The following is a 25877-nucleotide window of genomic DNA, read 5'->3' on the forward strand; positions in this document are numbered from 1 at the left end:
TATGAAAATTCGAAAAAGGGCTGATAAGTATGATAAAAACAACGGGCGGGCAGTATCTGCCTGCGGGACGGTACGTGTATGAAAGCAAAGATAAGTCATCGTCGTCCACCCTCCCTGCCAGAGAGTATATCCGTAAGCTGTCCTCCCTTTTCCCGGGAAGAGATATCGTGATTGCGGATATAGAGGGGAAGGAGGGGCTGAAGGAGTATGCCCTTTCCCATGAAGGCAGCATGCAGATTGTGATTTCGGGGAAAGCGCTGGAAAAAATGATGACGGATCCGGAGTTTGAGCGCCAGTGTACGGAAGCCCTGAAGCAGGCCCAAAAAGAACAGGCGGATAAGCTTATGCGGCTGCCGGAGCAGGGGAAAAGTCTGGCTGGCTGCGGGATTTATCTGGAGGAAGAGGGGGATGTTTCCCAGTGGGTATTGTCCCGTAAGCAGCAGGAGCAGAAGTTTCCATCCTTCGGGGAAAAGCAGGGGGCAGCGAACGGGGGAAGCTTTGGTACCAGCATACATACGGAAAAGGGAACCCTTACGATAGAAAAAAAGAAAGCAAGTTATGTGCCGGCAAAGGATCTCGTTAAAATTGCCCGATCCAGGAACCGCCAGGATGTGCGGAGGACGATATCAGGGATACAGGCTCAGATTTACCAGCTGAAAACCGGGAGCGGTGACAAGCGGGTAAAAGCGGTTCTGGTAAAGCAGGCGGAGCAGGTGTTGTCAAAGGCCAGAGTGAAGGACAAGCAGCTTAGAAAAGAAGAGTTTCTGAAGTGGCAGCAGAAAAGGGCGGCCCAAAAAGCAGAAATGGAAAAGAGCCTTCAGCTTAAGCTGCTTTTGAAACGGAAGCAGGCGGGAAGGAAAGCCAGAGAGTACGGGCAGATCCGGGATTATTATGAGACGCCTCAGGAGCGCAGGCTGGAAAAAGAGCTTGAAAAATACGAGAATGACGTAAGCGGTGAAAACAGCGGTTATACGGGAAATTATTATGCGCCTTCCCCGGGAGGGCCGGAAGCTGTTCCTGCCGGAAGCATGACAGGAGGTACGGTGGGCATGACGCTTGATATTACCGTTTAGCAGTTTGCAGAGGACAGAATTATATTAACGGGGAAGTAAGAATATTCCCCGTTATTTTCAGGAGGAAGGACCATGAAAATATACGTAGCCAGGCAGCCGATTTTTGATGCTGCCGGGAAATTATTTGGCTATGAATTTCTTTACAGGGACAGTGAAAAAAATGAGTTTAACAAGGAAATGGACGGCAGTATGGCTACCTGTCTGCTTATTTCCAATATGATAAGCGAGTTTGGCCTGGAAAACCTGACGGGCGGGGCATACGCCTTCCTGAACCTGACAGAGGATCTGCTTCGGAGCGATTATGTCAAAATGCTGGATCCCAAATGCTTCGTTGTGGAGATTTTGGAGGATGTAAGGGAAAGCCCCGTGCTGGAGGCGGATTTGGCATCGCTCAGAAAACAGGGTTATATTTTTGCCCTGGATGATTTTACAGGGGTCAATGCCAAGGAGAGGCTGGTGGAAGCGTCGGATATTATCAAGGTGGATTTCCGGCTGACCTGCAGATGGGAGCAAAAGGATATCGCAAGGCGTTTCGGTGACAGCAAAATATTGCTGGCGGAAAAAGTAGAAACGCAGGAGGAGCAGAATTGGGCTTTGAAAAACGGGTATTCCCTGATGCAGGGATATTATTTTTCCAGGCCGGTCCTGTTGTCCAAGGATAAAACGGAGATCGCGCTCGCTACCTATATGCGCCTTCTGAAGGAATTTTCCAGCCCGGATCCTGATTTTGACCGGCTGGCGGATATTATTCTTATGGATGTGAATTTATCCTATAAATTTTTGCTGCGTGTGAATACACTGCAGTACGGAGGAAAATACCGGGTGGATTCCATCAAGCAGTGTCTGGTCCGCATGGGGCTGGAGGAGGTCAGACGCTGGGCACTTGCTATCCTTCTGCGGGACGTTTTCGGGAAAAAGGAAAATGAGGCGGCGAAGAGGGCCCTTATACGGGGGGTATTCCTGGAAAAGCTGGTGGGGCTGATGCGGCTGGAATATCTGGCTGAGGAAGCTTATATGGTAGGTATGTTCTCCACCATCGATATATCGGTGCGGGACAATCTGGAAGGGCTTCTGGAACGCATCAAGATTTCCCGGGAATCCAGGGAGGCGCTGTTCGGAAGGAACGGGACGCTGGGCCAGTGCCTGGATTTTGTGGAAAATTATGAAAACGGCAGATGGGAAAACGCAGATGCTTTTTTAGAAAAGTTCCGTCTGAAGAGAGAGCGGATTACGTTGATGTATTTTGAAGCGGTGAAGTATGCGGAGACTATGTTTGAGGAACAGAACGATAGCCTGAACAGCAATTTTGCTGCCGGCCTTACCGGGAACAGCCCTTTCTCGGATCTGCTGATCCGGCAGAGAAAGAAGCTGGATAAATAATTTTTCGGGTCCGTACTTTATTTTTAGATTCGTTGCGCCGATAGATAGAATAAAAGCGGGGACAGGCCCGCCATAACAGACTGGAGGAAGAGAGATGGAAGAATCGGAAAGGATTGGACAGGAAACAGTACTTTCCGCAGAGCTGGAGAGCACATATCTTACTTTTGTGACAGATGATCAGCTCTTCGGGATTCCTATTGCTGAAGTGGTACAGATTATAGGTATGCAGAAAATTACGGAAATTCCGGAGTTTCCTGTTTATGCCAGGGGAATTATCAACCTGAGAGGGGAGATCATCCCTATTATTGACGTGCGGACAAGGCTTTGCAAACCGTTTATGGATTACAATGACCGTACCTGTATTGTGGTGACGGATATCCAGGGAAAATATTTTGGTTTTGTGGTGGATCAGGTGGATGAGGTGACAGAAATACCGGAAACATCCATAACTCCTCCTCCTCACATGGGAAATGACGTCGCAGCGCGCTACCTAACCGGAGTGGCAAGGATAAAGGATAAACTTGTATTGATCATGGATGTCCGTAAGTTCCTGGGAGAGCAGGAATTTGCCAACCTGGCGGCGAATGCGCAGGAATATGAATGATAGAGGAGAAGAGGCAGATGAAGAACTTCAAAATAGCAAGTAAACTGATAATAACCTTCGGTGTCATTATCATTATGTATCTTTCAACGGTGGTCATGGCTGTTTTCAGCCTGAATAATACGGCAGGCAGCTTTGAAGAATTCTACACGACAGGCTATCCGGTATCCCTTAAGACGGCGGAAATGCGCAGGCAGATCGATGCGACGCTTAAAAATATCAGCTATAGCCTTATGGAGACAGATATGGACAAGGTAGAGGAATATCTGTCCGCTGTCGATACCGAAATGAACGATTTGATGACGGGATTTGATTTTTTACAGGAGAACTACCAGGGCGAAAAAGGCATCATTGATGAGGCATATACGCTGCTGTCGGAGGCAAAAACCTACAGGCTGCAGGTTGTGGAGCTGGCATCGCAGAACAAAAAAACACAGGCGCAGGAAATTTTCTTCGGCCAGTATCAGCCTATACTGCTTCAGGTGCAGGAGTTGATGGAACAGATGGATACGTTGTCCTCCGGACAGGCTGCCGATGATTATAATACATCTATTTTTACCAAAAACATCATAATGGCGGCTATGATTGTCATGTCGCTGTTCGCTCTCATTATCACAGTTATTTTATCTACATATATTACGAAGGGGATTACGCTTCCTGTCAGAGAGCTGGAAGCTGCCATGAAGGATGTGGCGTCAGGTAAACTGGATGTTGCCATAGGCTACCGTTCCCGGGATGAACTGGGAGTCCTGTCGGAAAGCATCCGCAATATGACTGATGTGCTGAAGGGGATTATAAAGGATGAGGATTATATATTAGGATCCATGGCGGACGGGAACTTTAATATCACCAGCACGATGGAAGAAAAATATGTCGGTGATTACAAATCCATACTGGAATCCATGAAAAAAATCAACTATAACCTGAGTGATACGCTCAAGCAGATAAACCAGTCGGCGGAGCAGGTAGCCAGCGGAAGCGATCAGGTATCTTCCGGCGCCCAGGCTCTTTCCCAGGGGGCTACGGAACAGGCCTCGTCCATCGAGGAACTTGCCGCCTCCATCAATGAGATTTCCGAACAGGTGAAGAAGAATGCGGATAACGCCCTGGATGCCAGCAAAAAAGCCACGCAGACGGGATCCCGAATGGAAGAAAGCACAGAGCAGATGCGTGAGATGATCCATGCCATGCAGGAAATCAGCGGTTCTTCCAAAGAAATCAGCAAAATTATCAAGGCCATTGAAGATATTGCGTTCCAGACCAATATCCTGGCCCTCAATGCAGCGGTGGAAGCCGCCCGTGCCGGCAGCGCGGGGAAGGGCTTTGCCGTGGTTGCGGATGAGGTGCGGAATCTTGCAAGTAAATCCGCAGATGCATCCAAGAGTACGGCAGCGTTGATAGAAACCTCCCTGAAGTCGGTTGAAAACGGCACCAGAATAGCGGATCAGACGGCCAAAGCCCTGATGGATGCGGCGGAAGGAGCCAGAATCCTGACGGATACCATAGATAAGATTTCCGAGGCATCCAATTCCCAGGCCATGTCAATCAGCCAGGTAACGCAGGGAGTTGACCAGATTTCCAGCGTCGTACAGACGAACTCCGCCACTGCGGAGGAAAGTGCGGCAGCCAGTGAGGAGCTTTCCGGTCAGGCACAGATCCTGAAAAATCTGGTAACCCGCTTCCGGCTTCGGGATACGGATACCGCATATGGCGCGGATTACAGCCAGGCCGGGGATTATGGTTCCGCATATGGAACGGATTATGGAACCGGTTATGAAACCGGTTATGAACCGGGATATGAGAACAGTTATGCTTCACAGACAGCCGATAGTGTGCCTCAGCAGCCGACCAGTTACGATACGTACAGTTACGATTCCCGTGATACGTATAATACCTGCAGTGACAATAAGTATTAACGGAATAGGCGGTAAAACGACAGAAGGAACAGGGGCTTTGCCGCTCCGGCTATAAACAGGCGCAGGTTGCGCAGAGGGAGTTAAGATGAAACGGATTAGGGATAAAATACTGGTAATTATGATATCGGCTGTAACCGTATCTGTCCTGGTGGTAGGTTTGATTGGCATCTGGCAGAATTATTCGGCTACCATGGCTACACTCCGGGATTTGATGAAGGTAACGGCAGGTATTGCCGCCGACAGGGTGGAACAGGAGCTGCAGGCCAGCCTGAATGTGGTAACGGAGGCGGGCCATATGGACAGTCTTGCCGATCCATCCATAGGAGTGAATGAAAAACAGAAATTGATAGAACAAAGCATGAGTGTCAGTAATTTTTCCAAAGGAGATATCCTTGATACGAAGGGAATCAGTATTTTTGACCGTAAGGATTATTCCGATAAAGAATACTTCCAGCAGGCGCTCCAGGGAAAGGCAGTTGCTGCACCGGCCACGGACGGGGAACTGTATCTTGTGATGGCGGCGCCTTTGTGGGAAAACGGAGTACCGGATTCCCGGATAATCGGAGTGGTCTGCTTTACCTCTAAGGAAGGCTTTTTATGCGATATTGCAGGCTCTATCAATGTAAACGAAAACGGTAAAGCTTATATTCTGGATAAAGAAGGCTATACCATTGCCCACAGCAATACCTCTAATGTAACCGGACGGGAAAATACCACCCGGGATGCACAAAAGGATCCGTCGCTGCAGCCTCTGGCCGAACTGGAACAGAAAATGGTAAACGGAGAAAGCGGGGCAGGGGAATATGACTATGACGGGGTAAGAAAGGTGATGGCTTATGCGCCTGTACCCGGAACAGATGGATGGAGTATTGCGGTAAACGCTCCGAAAATAGATTTTATGAATGCTACCTATACCGGGATATTTATCATTGCTATGCTGGTGGTTGTGGCACTTATTGCCGCTTTTTTCCTGGCACTATTTCTTGCAAACGGTATCGGCAGGCCTATCCGGATATGTGCGGATCGCCTGAACCGGCTTGCCCAGGGGGATTTGGAGTCAGAGGTAGAGGAAATCCTTGCAAAGGATGAAACGGGGCAGCTTTCGGATGCCACAAAGCGCATTGTGGAATCCCTGAAGGGGCTTGTGCTGGATCTTTCCAATGGGCTTACGGCGCTGGCATCCGGAAACCTGGATTTGAAAATTGAGAAAAATGAACTGTATATTGGGGATTTCCAGCCCATAGCCGTAGCTATTAATGAGATTCTTAACAAATTGAACAGCACCATGCATCAGATAAATATTGCCTCCGAGCAGGTGGCAAGCGGAGCTTCCCAGGTGGCGGACGGCGCCCAGGTGTTATCCAGAGGCGCAACGGAACAGGCTTCCTCCGTGGAAGAGCTGGCCGCTACTATCAATGACATTTCCAGATATTCCACGAATACAGCCGCGAGCACGCTGGATGCGGATAAACAGGTCCAGATAGCGGGCAGCAGGGTCCAGGCCTGTGACCGGCAGATGAAAGATATGCTTTCCGCTATGGAAGAGATCCGTTCTAAATCAGTGGAAATCAGTAAAATCATTAAAACGATAGAGGATATCGCTTTCCAGACGAATATCCTGGCACTGAATGCCGCCGTAGAGGCCGCCAGAGCCGGAACAGCCGGAAAAGGCTTTGCCGTTGTTGCGGACGAAGTCAGGAACCTTGCCAGCAAATCAGCGGAAGCTTCTAAGAATACGGCGGCCCTGATTGCCGGAACGGTCCAGGCGGTGGAAAAAGGCTTCGGCTATGCAAATGAAACAGCCGGTTCCTTAGTGGAAATCGTGGATGTGGCAAAATCTGTGTCCGTTACGGTAGGAAAGATATCGGAAGACGCCAAAGAACAGGCAAATGCCATTTCCCAGGTGACAACCGGTATTGAACAGATATCCGGTGTGGTACAGTCTAATTCTGCTACGGCAGAGGAGAGTGCCGCAGCGAGCGAAGAGCTTTCCGGCCAGGCCCAGATGCTTAAGTCTCTGGTAGGAAAATTCAAACTCCGTTCTATGTAAAAATGCCCCCTAATTGTAATGAAGTATAGAGAGAACAGAAACCCCTCCGGGAAGTGAAAGCTTTCCGGAGGGGTTTCTGTGTGGGGGAGAGGGTTAGGTTTTTTGCAACAGGGCAGACGGCTCTTTGTGCCCTGCGGCATCCTGATCTCCCTTCCCATTATTTGAGGAAATGGGCGGCACATACCGCCAGGAGAGTGATTACCTCATTCCCAACCTTGTCCTGCCGGATACCGGCGATTACTAGCTCGGTAAATATGGGCGCATGCGCAGGCGCTATCTGAAGGAACACCACAAGGTGCTTTACACCAAACATCAGGCACTTTGTTCAAGCACCTGGCTGAAATTGACCAGTCCTGCAACGAGCGGATGGAAATTATTGTATCTGCTATGGCGAAGCAGGAGGGTGTGACTGAGGCGCTGAAAGCGGCTGACCAGATAGAATGGGTGCGTCGGTACAATTGATAATGCCTTTTTCTTTAAGCTGCTTCAACCTTTGTGCCACCGTTTTCCTGCTGATGCCCATTTTCTCAGAAAGTTTCGGCATTGTGTAGCCGGGATCTTCTGCAAGAAGCAACAATAAATCACGCTCGTTATCAGTCACCGGATCAGTCACCTTTACAGGCACTCTAGCAGTCACCTTGCCGGAACGAATAACTCGATCCTCCGGTGCTGTAAACTCTATCATAATATCGCCGGGATTGACGGTGTAGGTAGGCTGCGGCACACCGTCATTTTTACAAGCGGAGCAGATTTTCTCAATGCCTCGCCCCCAACTTTCGATAAAGCATGCTCGTCTGTATATTGGGCGATTCCGTTCGGGCAGCTCTCGCTTCCAATCCCCGGTGGAATATCAGCTCGGAGCCGATATTGATGAAATTACGAACGTATATACCCTTGGTGCTACCGCTTTTGCGCTCTTTGACGGGTATAATCGCGCACGAGATAAATGGCAGCTCAGCGACAAGTTGTTTGAGATTGCCACGAGAGCTGTGAGTGATGATCGTACCAAGCGTCAGCAACCAGTCAGACTGTGCACAGCAGAATGGGAGGCGGCACAATAATGAAAGCTACGGCTGGTGCAAAAACTATAACTGTTGTATACTAAAAGGGTTGAACGGTTGTTGGAAATGTTCTGAATTTCCTTGCACCGGATGTATGCTCGATAAGCCCCGTATTCGTGCTTTTGCAGAGTTTGCGAGAAGCTTTCAGATTGGAGAAAAGATGAAAATACAATTAAGCGACAATCTAATAAAGCATTATTTACAAAATGTTTACTTTATAAACGGGCATAGTTATGCGGGTAAATCTACAATGGTCAAGATGTTAGCTGAACGATATGATATGATTCATTGCGGCGAAAACTACCATGATGTATTTCCTCAAAATAAACTTTCCCGTTGGAAGCAACCAGGACTATGCTATTTTGATACCATGAGTGGTTGGCAGGAATGGTTAAATATGACCCCGGAAGAACATTGGAACTGGTATAATCAAGTCTCCAATGAATGTGTAGAAATTGAGATTTTGGAGTTGATAAAACTGGCGGCATCCGGAAGAAAAGTTGTTGTTGATACAAATATTCCTCCCGACGTATTGCGTGAGATCTCGTCCTATAATCGTGTTGCTATCCTCCTCTGTGATCCAGCGGATATATGTGCCACCCGATTCTTTGATCGAGACGACCCCGACAAAAAATTTATGATGGATCAGATCAAAAAATGCCCCGATCCAGAAGCTACTTTAAGGAACTTTAATTCATGGGCGCTATATCATCCTCCAGTAGAGATCGACTGGGAGCATACTGGATTCTTCTCATATACTCGCTCCGATTTTGATACCGACACACGAGAAGAAATGCTGTCGATTTTAGCAAAACACTTTGACTTAGAGGAAGGAAAATAAATGACTATCCACAAAACAACTGCATATGGGGCGACTAATGTCAGAGTGGTACGCAAGGGACATCAGCAAGATGTAGTGAATACGCCAAGGGCAAAGCCAGACACCCTAAATGTCATTCACCGCACCGCGTTAATGTGGATATTGTCATGCAGAACATAGCGGAAGTTTTACGGAAGATAGCAAAGTATTCCTTAGCCGACAGAGCCGGGTTTGAAGCGTTGGTGAAAAACAGCCTTGCCAAAGGACAGAGGACGAAATGAAGAAACAGCAGAAACGTATCCCACAGATAACGCACTGGCTGGAACAAATTGAAAAGGTAATGGATAAGCTGTATGAGGACAACGCCCTCGGAGCCATCGAGCCGGATCGCTATGAACAGCTATCGCAAAAGTACGCAGAGGAATACTTCCCGCTGAAAAAAATCCTCGTTCTACGTCCGTTCCGACTATCCAGACCGTCAAGGACGAGTAGTATTTTTTTGCAAAGGGCGCGAAAAAATCTCCACCCTTAAACCCTTGACCGTCTGGATTTTTGCCGTTGCCATTTCGCTGTCGGAAACGGAGAACAGGATAAGAACTGGATTTATACCGTAAATTATGGTAAAATATGTTGTGATAAAGTCGCATTTTACATCGAGGTTATCTTATGCTTGAACAACTCTTATCAATAAGTGAGCCGTGGCTACAATACGCAATCAGAATAAATCTTCTCAATGAAAGCAGAGAGGATTTATTAGACTTGAAAAATGAAGTATTGAAAGACAGAAAAATCCTCTCATACCTTAACGATATTGCCAATTTCCACAATGCAATAGTTAGCAATCATAAAGACCCCGATTTATCAATACACAAACTGTTATTCCTTCTTGATATTGGGCTTGAAACGGATATACCCGAAATTGAAAGCGCAGTTAAGCAGATAATGAGCCACAAAGACAAGAACGGAGTATATCAGTCAATGACAAACATACCGCCGCACTACGGCGGCAAGGGCGAAGATGTTTTCGGCTGGTGCTTATGTGACGCGCCTTTATTACTTATGGCATTAGTAAAAGCCAAGATTGATTATCAGCAACATATCAAGCAAGGCGTGGAACACCTGTTAAGCCTATACAGAGAACAAGGTTTTCCCTGTTCGGTATCGGAAGAACACGGAACATTCAGAGGCCCCGGACGGAAAAACGATTGTTGCCCGTTTGCAACGCTTATCATGTTAAAACTATTATACGAGATTGAGGAATGTCGAAACAGCGATGTTGCAAAGGGCGGGATAGAGGTTATACTATCTCTATGGGAAAACAGCCTTGAACAGCATCCGTATATGTTTTATATGGGTACAGACTTCCGCAAACTGAAAGCACCCGCCATGTGGTATGACATTGTGAGTGTTGCCGACTTATTAAGCAAGTTTGATTTTGTAAAAACTGATTCACGATTTTGCGAAATGATAGATTTGATACAAGGGAAACAGAACGCAGACGGTATGTTTATTCCCGAATCGGTCTACCAAAAATTCAAAGGTTGGGATTTTGGGCAAAAGAAAACGGTATCGCCCTATTTGTCATATCTATGTATACGACTACTGAAACGGGTAGACGGATAAACGCCTGCTACAATAACGCTTCAAAATTAATGAAGTCACGGTAATTGCGCCGTGGCTTCTTTTAATTTCAAACAGGATATGTAGACATTTAGGGCATTTACATACCCGCAAAAATGGCTTGTATCTTTCAACATGAACAAAATAACGGAAACGTATGCAACTGGGTCTATCCGGCCCATAATAAAAATGACCCCTCTGAAATCATTCAGAGGGGCCGTACTCTTAATAAACTATATTCAGACTACCGATTGGGTATATTACTGTAATAACTGAAGCACGCCCTGCGGTACCTGATTTGCCTGAGCAAGCATGGCCTGAGAAGCCTGAACCAGAATATTGTTCTTGGTGTAAGCCATCATTTCATCTGCCATGTCAACGTCACGGATACGGCTTTCTGCAGCTGTCATATTCTCGGTTGTTACACTCAGGTTGTTGATGGTATGCTCCAGACGGTTCTGGATAGCGCCCAGATCACCACGGGTGGAAGATACTTTATCAATAGCGGATTTAATCAGATCCACTGCGGCTTTTGCACCGGACTGTGTGCTGATATCAACACCAGCAATTCCGAGGGAGTTGCTGTCCATAGCGCTTACCGATACGGTCAGCTGATTGAAATCTGCAGAGGTATCACCAATCTGAAGGGTCAGGCCGCCGCCGTATATTGCTTTGCCCTGTGCTGAAATTCCCAGAGTCTTTGCAGCGGTTCCGCCATCTTTGTCTTCAAATCCGATCTTGATATCTGTGCTGTTATTAATTTCAAGCTGTCCGCTCTTATTGAAGGAAACAGAAATTTTTCCAGCTACTGCGTCATCAGTACCGGTGGTTCCTTTTGCTGTATCATAGTTGCCTAATGCTGTCTGGATAGCTGCATTCAATTTTGTGGCAATAGCATTGCCATCATCACCGGCAGCTAATGCGGTCAAATCAATTTCAATAGATTCCCCGTTAAGGGTCATATTGAATTTTCCGTTTCCGTCTGTGGGGGTGATCTTTAATGTATGGGTAGCGGAAGCCTTGGTTGCAGATGCATCCTGTGCTCCGAGAGAGCCTAATACAGACTTGTCAGTTGTGGGGTCTCCCGTGACAACAATTTCAGAAGCTCCGTTATTTTCCATTCCACTGGTAATCTTGAAGGTCTTACCACCAGTTTGTGCTTCCACTTTTACATTTGCAACATTAGTACCATTCTGTGCATTTGTCTTTGAAATGGACTCATTAATTTTGTTTTGAATTATAGATGCAGCTTTCTTGGATACCGCATCAGAACTATTGCCTGTCCAATCAATTTCCAATGCCGATTTTTCTTCAGCAGTTAATGTGGACCAGTCTACCTCAACATTTACGCCATCTACTGTTATGACATCTTTTTTGGTGTAATCAATGGCGCCTGCAGCAGAAGCATCAATACCGGTTATAGCAGCGGTAGACGCCGGTTTAAAGTTGGCAATGACACCGCCGACAATACCGTTTGCTCCATTGGATCCGCCTTCCAGAGAACCATCCAGCAGGTTGATTCCGTTGAAATTAGTACCCTCGGAAATACGGTCGATTTCATCCTTCAGGGACTGCACTTCTTTCTGCAGGTTTGCACGGTCTGTTTCATTGTCATAGGTACCGTTAGCAGACTGGTCAGCCAGTTCCACCATACGGTTCAGCATGGAGTGAACTTCTGTCAGAGCGCCTTCAGCTGTCTGAACGAGGGAAATACCGTCATTGGCGTTCTTCTGTGCGGTTTCCAGACCTGTGATCTGCGCGCGCATTTTTTCGGAAATAGCCAGACCGGCTGCGTCATCCCCTGCACGGTTGATACGGTAACCGGAAGACAGCTTCTCCAGGTTCTTGGCTACGGCATTGTTATTTCCTGTCAGGTTACGGTAAGAGTTTAATGCTGCGATGTTGTGTTGGATTCTCATATAATTTCCTCCTTGAAAAGTACCCGGGGCTTCCCTGCCCCTTCTGGGTTTCCTTCCGGTTTTTGATCATAGGGAAGGAACTATTAAATGTCCCGTTTACGCCCCCTGTGCCGCCGCCCGCTGGCAGTCCTTGAAGGAATATGATATGATGAAAACAAGCATTACAATTATCATTCCAGCGCCTTATTGATAGAAGCCGTGGCAAGGAGAATACAGGATATGAAAAAACCATTACCCGTCGGTGTAGATGATTTTGGAAAATTAATTCAAAATGGTTACTACTATGTAGATAAAACATTATTTATAAAGGAACTTCTTGATAAAAAAGGGGATGTTACCTTGTTTACCCGTCCGAGACGGTTTGGTAAGACCTTGAATATGAGTATGTTGAAGTACTTTTTTGAAGACAGCGGCAGCCCGGAGCAAAAGGAAAAGAACAAAAGGCTGTTTGATGGGCTTGCCATTACAAACAGCGGAGAAAGCTATCTTAAAAAGATGGGAAAGTATCCGGTTATCAGCCTGTCACTTAAGTCGGCAAAGCAAAAGACCTATCAGTCGGCCTATCATAAATTACGTAGGGAATTAGCAGGAGAATTTGACCGTCACCGGCAAATAACAGAGTCCCTCCATCCGGAAAAAGCAGTAAGATACCGCAGGATATTGAACGAAACCGCATCGGAGGATGAATTTTCGGGAGCGCTTAAATTTTTGAGTGAAGTTCTGCGGGAAAGCACAGGAGAAAAAGCTATCATATTAATAGACGAATATGATGTTCCTTTAGAAAATGCACACTTCAATGGATTTTATGAAGAAATGGCAGGATTTATCCGTTCCTTATTCGAAGCGGCATTGAAAACCAACCCCTTCCTGGAATTCGGCGTAATTACAGGCTGCCTGCGAATTACCAGGGAATCCATTTTTATAGGATTGAACAATCTGAAAATAAACTCTATTTTATGTGGTCAGTATGATGAATATTTTGGCTTTACCCCGGAAGAAACACAGCAGCTGCTTACAGATTACGGAAGGCTCGATAAATTCCATACGGTAAAAGAATGGTACGACGGCTATCGTTTCGGAGAGACAGAAGTCTACAATCCGTGGAGCGTTATCAGCTTTCTGGATGCATCCAGTGAAAATGCAGGTGTAATCCCTTCGCCGTACTGGGCAAATACCAGTTCTAATGATATTGTAAAAAGCCTGGTTGAGCGGGCTGATATTTCTGTTAAAGGGGAACTGGAAATCCTGATTGAAGGCGGTACGATTGAAAAGCCGGTGCATGAAGACATTACCTATGACAATATCTACGATTCCGAGGATAATTTGTGGAATTTCCTTTTCTTTACAGGTTATCTGCGGATGGTATCCAGGAAACTTGAGGCGGAGACAGAATATATTACGATGGCACTTCCAAATGCTGAGGTGAAATATATTTATAAAAATACAATCCGAAACTGGTTCGTTAAGAAAATAGAAAAGAAGGATTTGAACAAACTTATTTCCGCTCTTGAGCAGGGGGATGTCCAGACAATGGCGGAAGAAATTTCTTCCTGCCTGCAGGAGTCCATAAGCTTCTATGATTATGCGGAAAACTATTATCATGGCTTTTTAACAGGATTACTAAAAGTCCAGCAGAAATACAGAGTAATATCCAATCCCGAAACCGGATTTGGAAGGCCGGATATTATCCTGAAAACCGCAAGCATACGCGGTGCGGCGATTATTTTGGAATTAAAGGTGGTAAACGAGTATGGGAAAATGGAAAATGGCTGCCGGAAAGCTCTGGAACAAATTGAAACGCAATGCTATACCATGGAGCCGGAAAAAGAAGGATATCAAACGATTCTGAAGTACGGGATCTGTTTTTACAGAAAAGAGTGTATGGTAATAAAAGGATAATGAAATAGCCCTTCCGGAGGATCCCGGAAGGGCTATACTTAATTTCTTAATTTCAGGTTACCTGAGCTTATTACTGTAATAACTGAAGTACGCCCTGAGGTACCTGGTTTGCCTGTGCGAGCATAGCCTGGGAAGCCTGAACCAGAATATTGTTTTTGGTATAAGCCATCATTTCATCCGCCATGTCGACGTCACGGATGCGGCTTTCTGCAGCTGTCATATTCTCCGTTGTCACACTCAGGTTGTTGATGGTATGCTCTAAACGATTCTGGATAGCGCCCAGATCACCACGGGTGGAGGATACAGAGTTAATCGCATTCTTTATTAAATCTACTGCTGCCTTTGCTCCTGACTGTGTAGAAATATCAATAGCTCCTATTCCTAATGCCACAGAACTCATGTTTCCTACTTTTACTGTAAGCTGGTTAAAGGATTCAGCCGTATCACCAATCTGTAATTCCAGGCCGCCACCAGCTGCAAGACCGGCACCTGCTGTTCCGTCAGCGCCTAACGCATATATACCGTCCGTATCCGTTCCGCCACCCTTTCCGGCAAGAGCGGTTCCTGTTAATGTACCTTCATAGGAAACGGTCATATTAGCACCGGCTTTAGCAAGAATTGCATTCACTTCACTTGCTGTATAAGCTTTAGCTGCATCAAGATTAAGAGCCACATTTCCATTAGCAGCATTTATTGTTGCACCAATAGTACCTGCGGCTGCAAAGGTAAGTGTCCTTGTATCCACTCCGGCACTTCCTGATGTTACCGTTACACCACCCCCTGTTGCTGTCGCATTTTTAGCATCAGCAATTGTGGTAGCAGCTGCAACTGTACCTGCGCCATCATCCTCGAATTTAATATCAGTGCTGATTTCAATCTTCAAACCGGATGCAGATGCAGGAAGCGTAGCATCATTAATCAATTTATCAATGTCTGCCTGTGTATATGTTTTTGCTTTATCACCATCTAATGTAAGAGTAATGTTTCCAGACGCATCAGCTGTTATTGAAGAAGCTGTACCTTTGGCAGCGGCAGCTATTGTAATAGTTTTCCCTGCTTCCAGACCTGATACTGAAAAATCAACGGCATCTACAAGTTTTCCGGCACCTGTTCCAGCGGCTACGCTTATCTTCGCGCCAGTGGTTCCCGTACCCAAAGAACCATCCAGAAGGTTAATACCGTTAAAGTTAGTTCCTTCAGAAATACGGTCAATTTCGTCCTTCAAAGACTGTACTTCTTTCTGCAGGTTTGCACGGTCGGTTTCATTATCATAGGTGCCATTTGCAGACTGGTCAGCCAGCTCAATCATACGGTTCAGCATGGAGTGAACTTCTGTCAGAGCGCCTTCAGCTGTCTGAACGAGGGAAATACCGTCATTGGCGTTCTTCTGTGCGGTTTCCAGACCTGTGATCTGTGCACGCATTTTTTCGGAAATAGCCAGACCGGCTGCATCATCACCGGCGCGGTTGATACGGTAACCGGAAGACAGTTTCTCCAGGTTCTTGGCTACGGCATTGTTATTTCCTGTCAGGTTACGGTAAGAGTTTAATGCTGCGATGTTGTGTTGGATTCTCATATAATTTCCTCCTTGAAATACCCAGAGGCCTCCCTGCCTCCGGTAAATTTCCCTCCATTGGGAAGGAATGATTAAAGAAGGAAATGATATATTACAAATCTTCGTAGTATTGATAAATTTCCTGCAGGTTTTGTGCAAGCTCCGCTTGCCGGTGAGGATATAAATGGCTGTAGGTGTTCAGGGTTGTTTCGATATTCTCATGCCCCAGCCTTTCTGCAATCAGCAAAGGGCTGAACCCACGTTCAATAAGCAGGCTTGCATGGCTGTGCCTGAGATCATGAATGCGGATTTTGGCTACCCCGGATTGCTGACAGGCCTCCGTCATATATTTCGAAATATAATATTTAGTACAGTTAAACAGACGTTCCGAAGGCCTGCTGATTCCTTTTTCTTTTACAAATGATTCCAGCTGTAGCTGCAAAAATTCGGGAAGAGCAACAACGCGTAAGCTTTTGGGCGTTTTGGGCGGCGTTATAAAATCCTGGCCATTAATACGATGATAGGATTTATTGATATTTATAATCCCCTGTTCCTTATAAAAATCAGCCAGAGTTAGGGCCAGAAGTTCTCCAATTCGAATACCGGTATAATAGAGCAGTGAAAATAACAGATGCATTTCCGTATTCTCCCGCAGATAATCCAGAAAAATATGGAATTCTTTTGGACTCCAGAATTGATTTTGTTCTGCCTGTTTTTTCCCCATGCTTCCAGCTGCGTGACATGGATTGGAAGTCAGCTGAAAGTAACGGACCGCGTAATTAAAAATAGCGGAAAGCTGGTTATTCATAGCTTTTAAATATGTTTGGGAATATCCAATGCCATGTGAATCTTTATAGTCCCACATAATATTCTGCCATTCCCGAATGGTATGTGCCCCTATTTGGTTAACAGGAAATTCTCCGAAATAAGGAAGTATTTTCGTGCGTACAAGATGTTCTTTCGTTATCAGGGTGGAGCGGCGCAAGCGATGCCCCATATCATTTGCATATATTGCATACAAATCATTAAAAGTTATATCAGGTCCCCCTTCATTCTGCCTGATAAAAGCACGTTCCCATTCCCTGGCTTCTTTCTGCAGCTTAAATCCTCCCTTTTTCTTTTGCCGATGCCTTCCCATAAAATCTCTGTAATAAAATTTACAGTACCAGGTCTGTGCATTTTCATTGAAATATGTTGGCATATTTCTTTCCTCCTCTTATGTATCGCTAACTTCCATATAGGACAGGATTTTTCTCTTTTTCAGTCTTACATTTTCTTTTCCGCAAGTACTTATCCGGTACTCAAATCGGAAAGGAGAAAAGATAGGATACTGCTTTTCCCTGAAAAAAAGACCTTTATGGAAATAAAGCCGGTACTACTATAGTACTGTAGAAAAAGCTTGTCTAAAAGCCCTATTTTAAGGGATTCTGCAAATATTTTTATTTTTTATTTTTCTCCCCTTATATTTTTTCGGAATACGACGATATCTTAAGTGAACATGATAAATAAACTTCTACATTATGTGCACAAGGCTGAAGTGCTTTATTTATCGGTGTTTGACGCGTCAAGTAACAAACAGGCAGGGTAACATCTGCCACCTTCCTATTCACGTAGGAAAGAAACTTTTAATCATTCCTTCCCAATGATCAAAAACCGGAAGGAAACCCAGAAGGGGCAGGGAAGCCCCGGGTATTTTTCAAGGAGGAAATTATATGAGAATCCAACACAACATCGCAGCATTAAACTCTTACCGTAACCTGACAGGAAATAACAATGCCGTATCCAAGAACCTGGAGAAACTGTCTTCCGGTTACCGCATCAACCGTGCAGGGGATGACGCAGCCGGTCTGGCTATTTCCGAAAAAATGCGTGCACAGATCACAGGTCTGGAAACCGCACAGAAGAACGCCAATGACGGTATTTCCCTCGTTCAGACAGCTGAAGGCGCTCTGACAGAAGTTCACTCCATGCTGAACCGTATGGTGGAACTGGCTGACCAGTCTGCTAACGGTACTTATGATAATGATGTTGACCGTGCAAACCTGCAGAAGGAAGTTCAGTCCCTGAAGGATGAAATTGACCGTATTTCCGAAGGTACAAACTTTAATGGTATTAACCTTCTGGATGGTTCCCTGGCTGGAGGAGCAACTTCTTCAACTGGCAGTGTAACCATAGGAAGAAATATTTCTGATTTCACTTCAGCAAAAGCTACAGGTGCAGCCGGATCAGCGAAAGCAGATTTAAGTGGTGTAAATCTCGTAGCCGGAACCGATAGCTTTGATGTGGACGGACAGACATTGACTATTGACTGGACGAAGGGTGATGCCAAAAAGGTATTCGATAAAATTCATGTGGATTTACAGGCTGGTACTCCCGATACCTTTAAAGGTCTGGCCGAAGATCTTACCACATTGTTTAACGATCAAATGAAGGAACAGGGACTTAGCGGCAGCGTAAAAGTAACTGTAGATGGAGCCGCTGGTACATTCTCTATTGAAAGTCAGAATGAAAGTGCTTCCTCTTCTGTTGGCTGGACCGGTTCTACCAATGCGGTTGCAAGTGTTGATAAATCACTTGGTACCATTCTGTTTTCCGGAACCGCCGGAATTGGCGGAGTAACAGAGGCAGGAAAAACACTTGGCACCGCACTTGCTAATGGTGATTCTTTTGATATGACAATCAATGGAACTACGGTAAAGGTAAGTCTTAGTGCAGGTGTAGCAAAAGATTCTTCCTTAACTGATGTTGCTACACAGTTGCAGACAGATATTCGGACTGCAATTGGAGCTTATAATACTGCAAAAGGTTATGCGGCAGGCGATGCAAACGAATTGACAGCCGCTGATTTTACGGTAACCGCAGATAAGAGCGGCGGTCTTAAGGTGGTATATGGAGGGGATAAAGAAGTACAGTTTTCCTTCAGTGAATCGGATGCCGGAGCTACTGGAAAGCCCGGAAAAACAGCTTCCATTCTCGGACTTGCGGGAAGCAGTTCCTCTGTTGGCGGTTCAGGCGGACTGACGTTACAAATCGGTGATACCGCAGAAGATTTCAATCAGTTAACCGTATCTGTTGGAAATATGAGTTCTTATTCGCTCGGTATTGGCGGCGTAGACGTTTCCACACAGAGTGGCGCAAAAGCAGCGGTAGATAAGATTAAGACGGCTATTAACAGTGTATCCTCCACCCGTGGTGATCTGGGTGCTATCCAGAACCGTCTGGAGCATACCATCAACAACCTGAGTGTAACAACTGAGAATATGACCGCAGCAGAAAGCCGTATCCGTGACGTTGACATGGCCGATGAAATGATGGCTTATACCAAGAATAATATTCTGGTTCAGGCTTCCCAGGCTATGCTTGCACAGGCTAACCAGCTTCCTCAGGGCGTACTTCAGTTATTACAGTAAGCACAATAGTTATTACTTTCATAAAAACAGGCATAAAAAAGTCCGGCTCCGTCAGGAGCCGGATTGTTTTTTTACGGTATCTTCGTATCCATAACTTCCTTCAACCCGGGTAAATCAGGAAGTTCTTCCTTTTTTATTTCTTCTTCCGCCTTCGTCATCGTGCATTTTCCGTCGAATACCGCATTTTCATCCATGATCAGAGTTTTGGTCAAGATATCCCCGTACAGCTTGCCGGTGGATAGGATTTCCGCCTTTCCCCGTACTTTGGCATTCCCGCTTAATTCACCGCCCAGGGTGAAATGCTCCGCGGACACATTTCCTTTAATCAGGCCTTTTTCACTCACCACAACCTTGTTTTCCGAATGGACATCCCCCTCCACAATCCCGTCTATCCGCAGGATGGTTTTGCAGTGGAGAGTACCTACGATCCGTGTTCCTTCACCGATTATGGTATCTATCTGGATAGGCGGTTTCGGAGCCGGGGCAGGAAAAGGTTCCGGCGGCAGGGCCGGGGATACGTCTGCCGGGGGGATTTCCTGATAGGGTTTGGTTTCCTGGTTAGATTTTCCGAACATGATTGCGATCTCCTTTTCTTGTGTAAGATTATCCGTTGATTTCCAGTACATCTTCCGGATTGATATAGGCACCGTTTAAGAGGGTGCAAAATTCCATATGAATCATACCGTCTTTGCCGGTAATGCCGGTATATGCGATGGTTTCTCCCGCCTTAACTTTTTGACCGGAGGAAACAGTTACTTCCTTATTATAATGGTAATCGGAAATATAACCGTTTCCATGGTCAATCCGGACAGACCATCCGTTATCGCCGTCCTCTGCAGCAGACAGAACCGTACCGTCTCCTGCCGCAATGACAGGGGTGGATTCCTCCATCCCAAAGTCCAGGCCCATACAAAGGACGGCGGCACCGTCCCCAGGCATGTCTTCGCCGTACGAATGCAGAATGATACTGCTTCCCATCAGAGGATAAATGGCCCGGAAGTTTTGGGGCTCATCGGGCAGAACGGCAGGCGTTTCCGCCTGAGACTCCGATTCCGGCTCCGTTTCGCGGGGGGCGGATATGCTTTCCTCCAGTTCCCTGATTTTGGACTGGCTGCTGGACAGTTCTTTTTGCAGCGTTTTATTTGATTCGCTGGTATCCGACAGCTGTTTGCCGATAAAGAAATAACAGACGGCTGTAAAAAGGATGGCCAGGAGCAAAAGACAGTTCCGGAAACGAAAAAAGCGCCGGCGTTTTTTGATGACAGGTTTTTCCCGGCCGGCCGGCGAGATCTCGAAGGATATAATTTTTTGATATTCTTCCAGAGCCTGCTGCCGTTTCCTCTGCCGTTCCTGTTCTAAATCATCCATAAACCCGGCCTCCTTTGCTTGGTAGAAGGAAAAACATTTATTTATATATCGGCAGAAAAGAGGATAAAATAAACAAAAAGGAATATTTTCTTTCCTGTCTTATTTTTTTTCGGAAAAAGCCGATATAGGTTGTGTGACACGGGAATGTATATAAGATTAAAGAAGATGGTGGATGGTGATGAAATTGAAAAGAAAAATGTGGATAGGGATAGCGGCGGCAGGTTTTGTTGTGGCAGCGGCGGGCGGTATTGCCGTAATCTGGTCATTGAATAAGAACAGCGTTCCGAAGCCGCCGTCGCCGCCTGTCTATTATTTTGCAAAAGAAGATAACATATCATCGCTGACGGAAGTGGTGGGAGAACGCGTATTTGAAGAAATAAATCCGGTTGATGCCGGGGACGGCGGGGAAAGCACCGGTGCGGCGGAAGAAACGGCTGTCCGGTCAGATACCATGGATCGGGGAGGGGCCGAAACGCAGGAAGAAACCGGCGCACAGGAAGAAACCGCAGGACAGGAAGAAACCGGCACACAGGAAGAAACCGCCGGGGAAGAGCGGGAACAGTACCGCTACTATCCGGCGGAGGATGCTGCTGCGGATTTGCAGGCATATAAAGAGTATCTGATGCAGGAGAAGCATTTTATCGAACCTGCCATAGAGGAAGAGGACGATAAGGGAGAAACAAAGGAAGAGGAAAAGGATGAGGATTCCGGGGAGTTACGCTGCATTCTGGCAGGCCCTTCCTCCGATGAAAACAGCTATCTGGAAATCACGCTGACTGCCGGACAGACGGCCTGTACGGTAACTGCGGTAAAAAAGGAGGAGGCCTGGAACAGCTATGTGGCCCGTCTTTATGAGGAAGAGAAAAAGAAGGTGCAAAAACAGCCGGAAGAGCCTATCAGCACGAGGCAGATAGCGGAGGATACCGTGCGCGGCATGTCCCAGGGACAGCTGGCGCTGTCGGAACCGGTGAAGAATTATGAGTTCATAACCAATCCCGGACTTATTATGGTGGAAGGAACCAACTATTACCGGATATCCGCTTACAAAAAGCAGGAGAATGGCACGCTTTCTTATGAATGTGCTTATCTGATGGATTTTGATTCCGGGGATGTGGGCTATAAATATGATGATGTGACGGAGGCGTTAGAGCCGTTGGGATAACCGGAAACGGACGGATAAAAGGCGGAGGAGTACATGGAAAAGGGATTGCCAAAGACTGCGGTATTTGCGCTGGATATCGGCACACGGAGTATTATCGGCATGTTGGGGGTGCCGGAAGAGGACAAAATGAAGGTGATCGCCATAGCCCGTGCCGAACATTCGAAGCGGGCCATGGTGGACGGACAGATTGAGGATATCGGGGAAGTGGCCCGGGTGGCCGTCCGGGTCCGGGAGGAGCTGGAGGAGCAAAGCGGCTGCCGGCTGGAGCAGGTTTATGTGGCGGCTGCCGGAAGGGCATTGATAACCCAGGCGGCTTCCTTTACCCTGGAGCTTCCCGGGATGGATGTCATTACGGAGGAAACGGTAAGCCGCCTGGAGGCAGGAGCCGTGCAGGAAGCACAAAAGGCTTTCGGGGAAACGGAAGAGGACAGGGAGAAGCAGTTCTTTCTTGTGGGCTATACGGTTTCCCAGTATTATCTGGATGCGTATCCCATATCCAGTATTCTGGCACATAAGGGGAGAAAAATCAAAGCGGATATCGTGGCAACCTTCCTGCCCGGTGAGGTGGTGGAAAGCCTCTATTCCGCCATGCGTATTGCCGGCCTGGAGGTTGCAGGGCTGACACTGGAACCTATTGCGGCAATTAATGTTACCATACCGGAAAAGCTGCGGCTTCTGAATCTGGCAATGGTGGATATCGGAGCGGGAACTTCGGATATCGCGGTCTGCCGGGACGGGAAAGTGGTTGGTTATACGATGGCGACACTGGCCGGTGATGAGATTACGGAAAGTATCATGAAAGCATATCTGGTGGATTTTGATACGGCCGAGGCCATAAAGCAGCAGCTTGGCAAAACGGAGGATGTCATTTTCCAGGATATTCTGGGTTATGAGCAGCGGTATTCCCCCGGTCAGGTGCTTGCCATGCTGGAAGAAAGCATCACAAGACTGGGACAGGAAATCGGAAAACGGATACTGGAGGTAAATGCAGGCCCTCCGTCCGCTGTCTTTCTGGCCGGAGGCGGCAGCAGGCTTCCGGGGCTGATGGAGCAGATTACCGTCGCCCTTGGTATGGACAAGAACCGCGCTTCCGCAGCAGGGCATTATTTTTCCATACATGCCTGTTCCGATATTGTGAATATCGGGGATCCGGAGTATGCCACCCCTCTTGGCATTCTTGTGTCCGCGGGGCTGAATCTGATAAATGACAGCTTTTCCGTGGTACTGAACGGGAAAACGGCTAAACTTTTCAGCAATGGGACTCTGCATATATCCGATGTTTTGATGATGTCCGGTTATACCTATAATGATTTTATAGGCCGGTCGGGAAAGAGCATCCGCATTACCCTGAACGGAATCCCCAGGAATTTCCACGGAACACCCGGGGAGCCTGCGGTTCTTAAAATGAATGGTGCAGACGCCAGGATTTCCGATTTGGTCCATGCAGGGGATCATATTACTTTCGTTCCGGCCGGCAGGGGGGAGGATGCCTGTGCCGCCGTTTCGGATATTATAGGAACGCAGGAGAAGGAAAAGGGGATGCTCCGTCTGCTGGTCAATGGAAAACCGGCAGAGGGGAATGTTTTCCTTTCGAATGGGGATGTGGTGGAAACAAGGGATGACAGGGAAGAAGGACAGCTTACTTTTACCCTGAATGCCAAAACCATTACGCTGCCGGCCAAGGCGGACGGAATGCCTTATTATCTCATGGATTTTCTGCAGTATTCCGGTCTGGATCTGGATCATATAACCGCTCCTGTTATTCTCAGGGTAAATGGTTCTCCGGCATCCTTTCAGCGAGAAATCCGGGAAAATGACATGATTGCTATATATGAAGAAAAAAATTAAAAAAAACGAAGTATCACTCTTAAGTATTCGCAGAGACTGCCGATTAATAAATTATAATACAATTTGGGGGTATTATAGATGAATGGATTATATGGAAATTCGATATCATTAATGAACAAGGCGTTGGACTGTCTGTGGAAAAGACAGGAGGTGATATCCAATAACCTGGCTAATGTGGATACGCCGGGCTACAAGGCGCAATATGTGACTTTTGAGGATGCGTTGAAAAAAAGTATAAAAGAGAGCGCTGTAAAAGGCCGGCAGAATATCCGGGAGGCAATCCTGAATTCACCCTGTGAGGTTTTGGAAACACAGGGCCGCACGGAAAGACTGGACGGGAATACTGTGGATGCCACGGATGAGTTTGTGGAAATGACCCGGGCAACCTATCAGTATCAGTATTTATTGAATGCGGTTAATCAGGATTTATCCAGACTTAGAACGGTTATAAAAGGAAACTGACAAAGTACACTATCTATTAGTTGTAAAGTTTACAGAATTGGTTACAATATCTGTTAGACACCTGAAAATGAAAAAAGGGATCTAGCAGATATTTTTTTGAAATGGAAGGGACAAGTCATGGAAGAAAGAAGCACATTTAACACAATATTAAAAAACAAAATAAAGGATGAACGGAAAGAGAGCGATTGGGAGGTAATAAATGAGACCGCATATATTAACACTTTCACTGATTCAGGAGTATAGAAGTAAACTGTATGAGGAGGAAAAAAGCAAGGCCACGATAGACAAGTATTTAAGGGATATCAGAGCCTTCTATCATTTTCTGCCCGATGATAAAAAGGTAGTTAAGGCAGAGGTCATACATTACAAAGAATTACTTTTGATGAAGTATAAGGCATCCAGTATTAATTCCATGTTAATTGCATTGAATGTTTTCTTTACCCATCAGCATTGGGACGACTGCAGAATAAAACTTTTAAAGGTACAGAAAAGTGCATTCCGTGATTCGGAAGAGGGGATGTCTAAAGATGAGTATGCCAGACTGATAGAGGCAGCGAATGACGAAAACAAGCCCAGGCTGGCAATGGCCCTGCAGACTATCTGTTCTACAGGAATCAGAGTGAGTGAATTGCAGTATATAACAGTGGAAGCGGTAAAAGATGGAAAAGTTGTTGTGAACAATAAAGGCAAAGTCAGAATAATCCTGATACCTCCGGAGCTTCAGAAATGCCTGAAGCAGTACTGTGCGGAAACAGGAAAAAGTAAGGGGATGATTTTTACAACGAAAAACGGCAAACCGATAGACAGAAGCAATATATGGAGAGAAATGAAAAATTTGAGTGCAAAAGCTCATGTGGAAGAAAAGAAGGTATACCCTCACAATCTGAGACATCTCTTTGCGGTCACGTATTATGAAAAAGAAAAAAATATAATATATCTGTCGGATGTTCTTGGACACAGCAGCATGGAAACCACACGGATTTATACCCGGATCAATGATGCGGAACATTTCCGCCGGATATCAGGTATGGGGCTGGTCCTTTCCGAACATTAAAAAAAACAACATAATATGGATTATGTTGTTATACTATATCTGTTATTGAAATCATTATAGTTGTTAGTATAATGGCATATTCCAAAAATTGCAACAATAATACAAAAATTCGACATTTTTTTTCCAGAAATATTATTATTTCCGTACATATCTTTCGTTTGCGTAACATTTTGTTATTTGAACAAATACTTATAATCTTAATTATAAGTATTAATTACATCATTCCATAGTGTAACTTCCATTTCGATAGTATAAGAGCACCACTGCAAATCCGCAGTGGTGCTCTTTCCTTTGGCAAAATCCCGTACAACATAATCCATATTATGTTGTGGATTATCATTATCACATCATGGAGGCTGGTTATGGAAAATTTATTTATCATTCCGCTTACTCCCGGACGTATGCAGGCGGGAGCAGAAGGTATCGGTGAAGAACGTACGGAAGGGAACAATGGGGCAGCTATGTTCAGTGATATTTTTCAGAATATGCTGTCAGAAGCAAGGGAGGCGGAAGAGAATTATTCCGAGCAGCAATACCTTCTTGCAACCGGGCAGATAGAAGATGCCCATTCCGTGACAATAGCGGGGTCCTATGCCCAGCTGACGGTTGATATGGTGGTATCGCTGAGAAATAAAGCGCTGGAATCTTACAATGAACTGATGAGGCTGAATGTGTAAGC

The 25877-nt window shown here is 46.1% G+C and carries 20 protein-coding genes and 3 pseudogenes; 17 read left to right on the forward strand and 6 right to left on the reverse strand.

The window, feature by feature from the left end:
* The first annotated feature begins 29 nt into the window (after positions 1–29).
* The 6 genes and pseudogenes from DXA36_RS15205 (at position 30) to DXA36_RS15230 (ending at position 7482) form a co-directional block, all read left to right on the forward strand.
* The gene (locus DXA36_RS15205) at positions 30–1073 is read left to right on the forward strand and encodes a DUF6033 family protein (protein WP_118680371.1); all 1044 of its coding nucleotides are present in this window, start codon (positions 30–32) and stop codon (positions 1071–1073) included.
* 72 nt (positions 1074–1145) lie between these two features.
* Positions 1146–2453, forward strand: coding sequence for an EAL and HDOD domain-containing protein (locus DXA36_RS15210; RefSeq protein ID WP_118680372.1), 1308 nt, complete (start codon positions 1146–1148; stop codon positions 2451–2453).
* Positions 2454–2547: 94 nt separating this feature from the next.
* Positions 2548–3057, forward strand: a complete 510-nt coding sequence (locus DXA36_RS15215; protein ID WP_118680373.1) for a chemotaxis protein CheW — start codon at positions 2548–2550, stop codon at positions 3055–3057.
* Between the two features lie 17 nt (positions 3058–3074).
* The gene (locus tag DXA36_RS15220) at positions 3075–4970 is read left to right on the forward strand and encodes a methyl-accepting chemotaxis protein (RefSeq protein ID WP_118680488.1); all 1896 of its coding nucleotides are present in this window, start codon (positions 3075–3077) and stop codon (positions 4968–4970) included.
* Between the two features lie 85 nt (positions 4971–5055).
* Positions 5056–7020: a methyl-accepting chemotaxis protein gene (locus DXA36_RS15225; protein ID WP_118680374.1), complete on the forward strand. Its 1965-nt coding sequence runs from the start codon at positions 5056–5058 to the stop codon at positions 7018–7020.
* Positions 7021–7282: 262 nt separating this feature from the next.
* Positions 7283–7482 (forward strand): annotated as a pseudogene (locus tag DXA36_RS15230) (TnpV protein).
* Here the strand turns inward: DXA36_RS15230 and DXA36_RS15235 are convergent.
* Positions 7406–7705 (reverse strand): winged helix-turn-helix domain-containing protein, encoded by a 300-nt coding sequence (locus DXA36_RS15235; RefSeq protein WP_243114670.1) that lies wholly within the window; start codon positions 7703–7705, stop codon positions 7406–7408. The pseudogene DXA36_RS15230 and the gene DXA36_RS15235 sit on opposite strands and share 77 nt — an antisense overlap.
* A gap of 311 nt (positions 7706–8016) precedes the next feature.
* On the opposite strand from DXA36_RS15235, the pseudogene DXA36_RS34425 reads away from it, so the two are divergent.
* The 4 genes and pseudogenes from DXA36_RS34425 to DXA36_RS15255 all read left to right on the forward strand — a co-directional run.
* Positions 8017–8157: pseudogene (locus DXA36_RS34425) on the forward strand (hypothetical protein); the annotation flags it as partial.
* Between the two features lie 84 nt (positions 8158–8241).
* Positions 8242–8922 (forward strand): hypothetical protein, encoded by a 681-nt coding sequence (locus DXA36_RS15245; protein WP_147366605.1) that lies wholly within the window; start codon positions 8242–8244, stop codon positions 8920–8922.
* 71 nt (positions 8923–8993) lie between these two features.
* A pseudogene (locus tag DXA36_RS34250) lies at positions 8994–9340 on the forward strand (recombinase); the annotation flags it as partial.
* Between the two features lie 227 nt (positions 9341–9567).
* Positions 9568–10524 carry a hypothetical protein gene (locus DXA36_RS15255; protein WP_118680378.1) on the forward strand — a complete coding sequence of 319 codons (957 nt, stop codon included), beginning with the start codon at positions 9568–9570 and terminating at the stop codon, positions 10522–10524.
* A 257-nt stretch (positions 10525–10781) separates the two neighbouring features.
* On the opposite strand, the gene DXA36_RS15260 is transcribed toward DXA36_RS15255, so the two are convergent.
* Positions 10782–12440, reverse strand: a complete 1659-nt coding sequence (locus DXA36_RS15260) for a flagellin N-terminal helical domain-containing protein (protein WP_118680379.1) — start codon at positions 12438–12440, stop codon at positions 10782–10784.
* 219 nt (positions 12441–12659) lie between these two features.
* Here DXA36_RS15260 and DXA36_RS15265 point away from each other — a divergent pair, with 219 nt between their 5' ends.
* Complete coding sequence (locus DXA36_RS15265) at positions 12660–14339, forward strand: AAA family ATPase (RefSeq protein WP_118680380.1); 1680 nt, start codon at positions 12660–12662, stop codon at positions 14337–14339.
* A gap of 70 nt (positions 14340–14409) precedes the next feature.
* On the opposite strand, the gene DXA36_RS15270 is transcribed toward DXA36_RS15265, so the two are convergent.
* Complete coding sequence (locus tag DXA36_RS15270; protein WP_118680381.1) at positions 14410–15915, reverse strand: flagellin N-terminal helical domain-containing protein; 1506 nt, start codon at positions 15913–15915, stop codon at positions 14410–14412.
* Between the two features lie 91 nt (positions 15916–16006).
* Entirely contained in the window at positions 16007–17095 is a 1089-nt protein-coding gene (locus DXA36_RS15275; RefSeq protein WP_118680382.1) for a site-specific integrase, read from the reverse strand.
* Positions 17096–17606: 511 nt separating this feature from the next.
* Between DXA36_RS15275 and DXA36_RS15280 the strand changes: the two genes are divergently transcribed.
* Positions 17607–19304 carry a flagellin N-terminal helical domain-containing protein gene (locus tag DXA36_RS15280; protein ID WP_118680383.1) on the forward strand — a complete coding sequence of 566 codons (1698 nt, stop codon included), beginning with the start codon at positions 17607–17609 and terminating at the stop codon, positions 19302–19304.
* Positions 19305–19375: 71 nt separating this feature from the next.
* On the opposite strand, the gene DXA36_RS15285 is transcribed toward DXA36_RS15280, so the two are convergent.
* Positions 19376–19879, reverse strand: coding sequence for a bactofilin family protein (locus DXA36_RS15285; RefSeq protein ID WP_182479093.1), 504 nt, complete (start codon positions 19877–19879; stop codon positions 19376–19378).
* 28 nt (positions 19880–19907) lie between these two features.
* On the reverse strand, positions 19908–20672 hold the full coding sequence (locus DXA36_RS15290; protein ID WP_118680385.1) for a M23 family metallopeptidase: 765 nt from the start codon (positions 20670–20672) through the stop codon (positions 19908–19910).
* A 178-nt stretch (positions 20673–20850) separates the two neighbouring features.
* Between DXA36_RS15290 and DXA36_RS15295 the strand changes: the two genes are divergently transcribed.
* The 5 genes from DXA36_RS15295 (at position 20851) to DXA36_RS15315 (ending at position 25875) form a co-directional block, all read left to right on the forward strand.
* Positions 20851–21834 (forward strand): hypothetical protein, encoded by a 984-nt coding sequence (locus DXA36_RS15295; protein WP_147366606.1) that lies wholly within the window; start codon positions 20851–20853, stop codon positions 21832–21834.
* Positions 21835–21867: 33 nt separating this feature from the next.
* Positions 21868–23682 carry a cell division protein FtsA gene (locus tag DXA36_RS15300; protein WP_118680387.1) on the forward strand — a complete coding sequence of 605 codons (1815 nt, stop codon included), beginning with the start codon at positions 21868–21870 and terminating at the stop codon, positions 23680–23682.
* A gap of 78 nt (positions 23683–23760) precedes the next feature.
* Positions 23761–24144 carry a flagellar basal body rod protein FlgB gene (gene flgB / locus DXA36_RS15305; protein WP_118680388.1) on the forward strand — a complete coding sequence of 128 codons (384 nt, stop codon included), beginning with the start codon at positions 23761–23763 and terminating at the stop codon, positions 24142–24144.
* Between the two features lie 199 nt (positions 24145–24343).
* Positions 24344–25198, forward strand: a complete 855-nt coding sequence (locus DXA36_RS15310) for a tyrosine-type recombinase/integrase (protein WP_118680389.1) — start codon at positions 24344–24346, stop codon at positions 25196–25198.
* A 362-nt stretch (positions 25199–25560) separates the two neighbouring features.
* Positions 25561–25875 (forward strand): flagellar hook-basal body complex protein FliE, encoded by a 315-nt coding sequence (locus DXA36_RS15315; protein WP_118680390.1) that lies wholly within the window; start codon positions 25561–25563, stop codon positions 25873–25875.
* Positions 25876–25877: the final 2 nt, after the last annotated feature.

The organism is Eisenbergiella sp. OF01-20, from assembly GCF_003478085.1.
Lineage (GTDB): Bacteria > Bacillota > Clostridia > Lachnospirales > Lachnospiraceae > Eisenbergiella.

Excerpts from the sequence above, each read along its gene's own strand:
- DXA36_RS15265 (WP_118680380.1), top strand. The coding sequence starts at position 12,660 with ATGAAAAAACCATTACCCGTCGGTGTAGATGATTTTGGAAAATTAATT.
- DXA36_RS15270 (WP_118680381.1), bottom strand. The coding sequence starts at position 15,915 with ATGAGAATCCAACACAACATCGCAGCATTAAACTCTTACCGTAACCTG.
- DXA36_RS15310 (WP_118680389.1), top strand. The coding sequence starts at position 24,344 with ATGAGACCGCATATATTAACACTTTCACTGATTCAGGAGTATAGAAGT.
- DXA36_RS15245 (WP_147366605.1), top strand. The coding sequence starts at position 8,242 with ATGAAAATACAATTAAGCGACAATCTAATAAAGCATTATTTACAAAAT.
- DXA36_RS15295 (WP_147366606.1), top strand. The coding sequence starts at position 20,851 with ATGAAATTGAAAAGAAAAATGTGGATAGGGATAGCGGCGGCAGGTTTT.
- DXA36_RS15220 (WP_118680488.1), top strand. The coding sequence starts at position 3,075 with ATGAAGAACTTCAAAATAGCAAGTAAACTGATAATAACCTTCGGTGTC.
- DXA36_RS15285 (WP_182479093.1), bottom strand. The coding sequence starts at position 19,879 with ATGTTCGGAAAATCTAACCAGGAAACCAAACCCTATCAGGAAATCCCC.
- DXA36_RS15290 (WP_118680385.1), bottom strand. The coding sequence starts at position 20,672 with ATGGATGATTTAGAACAGGAACGGCAGAGGAAACGGCAGCAGGCTCTG.
- DXA36_RS15215 (WP_118680373.1), top strand. The coding sequence starts at position 2,548 with ATGGAAGAATCGGAAAGGATTGGACAGGAAACAGTACTTTCCGCAGAG.
- DXA36_RS15315 (WP_118680390.1), top strand. The coding sequence starts at position 25,561 with ATGGAAAATTTATTTATCATTCCGCTTACTCCCGGACGTATGCAGGCG.
- DXA36_RS15205 (WP_118680371.1), top strand. The coding sequence starts at position 30 with ATGATAAAAACAACGGGCGGGCAGTATCTGCCTGCGGGACGGTACGTG.
- DXA36_RS15275 (WP_118680382.1), bottom strand. The coding sequence starts at position 17,095 with ATGCCAACATATTTCAATGAAAATGCACAGACCTGGTACTGTAAATTT.
- DXA36_RS15255 (WP_118680378.1), top strand. The coding sequence starts at position 9,568 with ATGCTTGAACAACTCTTATCAATAAGTGAGCCGTGGCTACAATACGCA.
- DXA36_RS15225 (WP_118680374.1), top strand. The coding sequence starts at position 5,056 with ATGAAACGGATTAGGGATAAAATACTGGTAATTATGATATCGGCTGTA.
- DXA36_RS15300 (WP_118680387.1), top strand. The coding sequence starts at position 21,868 with ATGGAAAAGGGATTGCCAAAGACTGCGGTATTTGCGCTGGATATCGGC.
- flgB (WP_118680388.1), top strand. The coding sequence starts at position 23,761 with ATGAATGGATTATATGGAAATTCGATATCATTAATGAACAAGGCGTTG.
- DXA36_RS15260 (WP_118680379.1), bottom strand. The coding sequence starts at position 12,440 with ATGAGAATCCAACACAACATCGCAGCATTAAACTCTTACCGTAACCTG.
- DXA36_RS15280 (WP_118680383.1), top strand. The coding sequence starts at position 17,607 with ATGAGAATCCAACACAACATCGCAGCATTAAACTCTTACCGTAACCTG.
- DXA36_RS15235 (WP_243114670.1), bottom strand. The coding sequence starts at position 7,705 with ATGATAGAGTTTACAGCACCGGAGGATCGAGTTATTCGTTCCGGCAAG.
- DXA36_RS15210 (WP_118680372.1), top strand. The coding sequence starts at position 1,146 with ATGAAAATATACGTAGCCAGGCAGCCGATTTTTGATGCTGCCGGGAAA.